Genomic DNA, 1,023 nt, shown 5'->3' with positions numbered 1-1,023 from the left:
TCCGATCTAGCGGACGCTCGTAGCGCTTGAGCGCGGAGGCGTCGAAGAGACCGGCGAAGCCGCCGAGACCGCCGACGACCTCGGGGCGGGTGGCCTTGGCCACCCACTTCTTCATGAGGTCCACGGCGCGGTCGCCGGCTTCGATGTCGACACCCGCGCTCGCGTAGCTGGCACCGGTTGATTCAGCGGACATGGCTGAGAACTTTCGTTTGGGTGGGTACAAGCTCTACGGGCGACGCAGTGCGTCAGCGCCGCCGACCCCCGCAGTGAGCGTCCGGACGCCGTCCACGTCGGACGCGGCCGGGGCCTTGGTCTCGGACTCCAGAAGGTGCTTCCCCAGCAGCTCCGGGTCCGGCAGCTCCATCGGGTACTCGCCGTCGAAGCAGGCGCGGCACAGCTTCGGCTTGTCGATCGTGGTCGCCTCGATCATGCCGTCGATGGAGATGTACGCCAGCGAATCGGCGCCCAGCGACTTGCCGATCTCCTCGACGCTCAGCCCGTTGGCGATCAGCTCCGCGCGGGTGGCGAAGTCGATGCCGAAGAAGCACGGCCACTTGATCGGCGGGGACGAGATCCGGATGTGGACCTCGGCGGCGCCGGCCTCGCGCAGCATCCGGACCAGCGCGCGCTGGGTGTTGCCGCGGACGATCGAGTCGTCGACGACCACCAGGCGCTTGCCGCGGATGACTTCCTTGAGCGGGTTGAGCTTGAGGCGGATGCCCAGCTGGCGGATGGTCTGCGAGGGCTGGATGAAGGTCCGGCCGACGTAGGAGTTCTTGACCAGGCCGGAGCCGTAGGGGATGCCGCTGGCCTCGGCGTACCCGACGGCGGCCGGGGTGCCGGACTCCGGGGTCGCTATCACCAGGTCCGCGTCGGCGGGCGCCTCGGCGGCCAGCTTGCGGCCCATCTCGACCCGGGAGAGATAGACGTTGCGGCCGGCGATGTCGGTGTCCGGGCGGGCGAGGTAGACGTACTCGAAGACGCAGCCCTTGGGGCGGGCCTCGGCGAAGCGCGAGCTGCGCA

At 69.4% G+C, this 1,023-nt stretch carries 1 protein-coding gene and 1 pseudogene; both read right to left on the bottom strand.

What is annotated here, in order from left to right; translation table 11 throughout:
• A pseudogene (locus tag AB0I03_RS27200) lies at positions 1–193 on the bottom strand (phosphoribosylformylglycinamidine cyclo-ligase); the annotation flags it as partial.
• 33 nt (positions 194–226) lie between these two features.
• Positions 227–1,023 (bottom strand): amidophosphoribosyltransferase (locus AB0I03_RS27195; protein ID WP_360417519.1); only part of this gene is annotated, 797 nt, incomplete at its 5' end.

The sequence above is a fragment of the Glycomyces sp. NPDC021274 genome (assembly GCF_040641195.1).
Lineage (GTDB): Bacteria > Actinomycetota > Actinomycetes > Mycobacteriales > Micromonosporaceae > Glycomyces.
The sequence above is the reverse complement of the archived record's forward strand: the minus strand, read 5'-3'. Positions and strand labels throughout refer to the sequence as shown.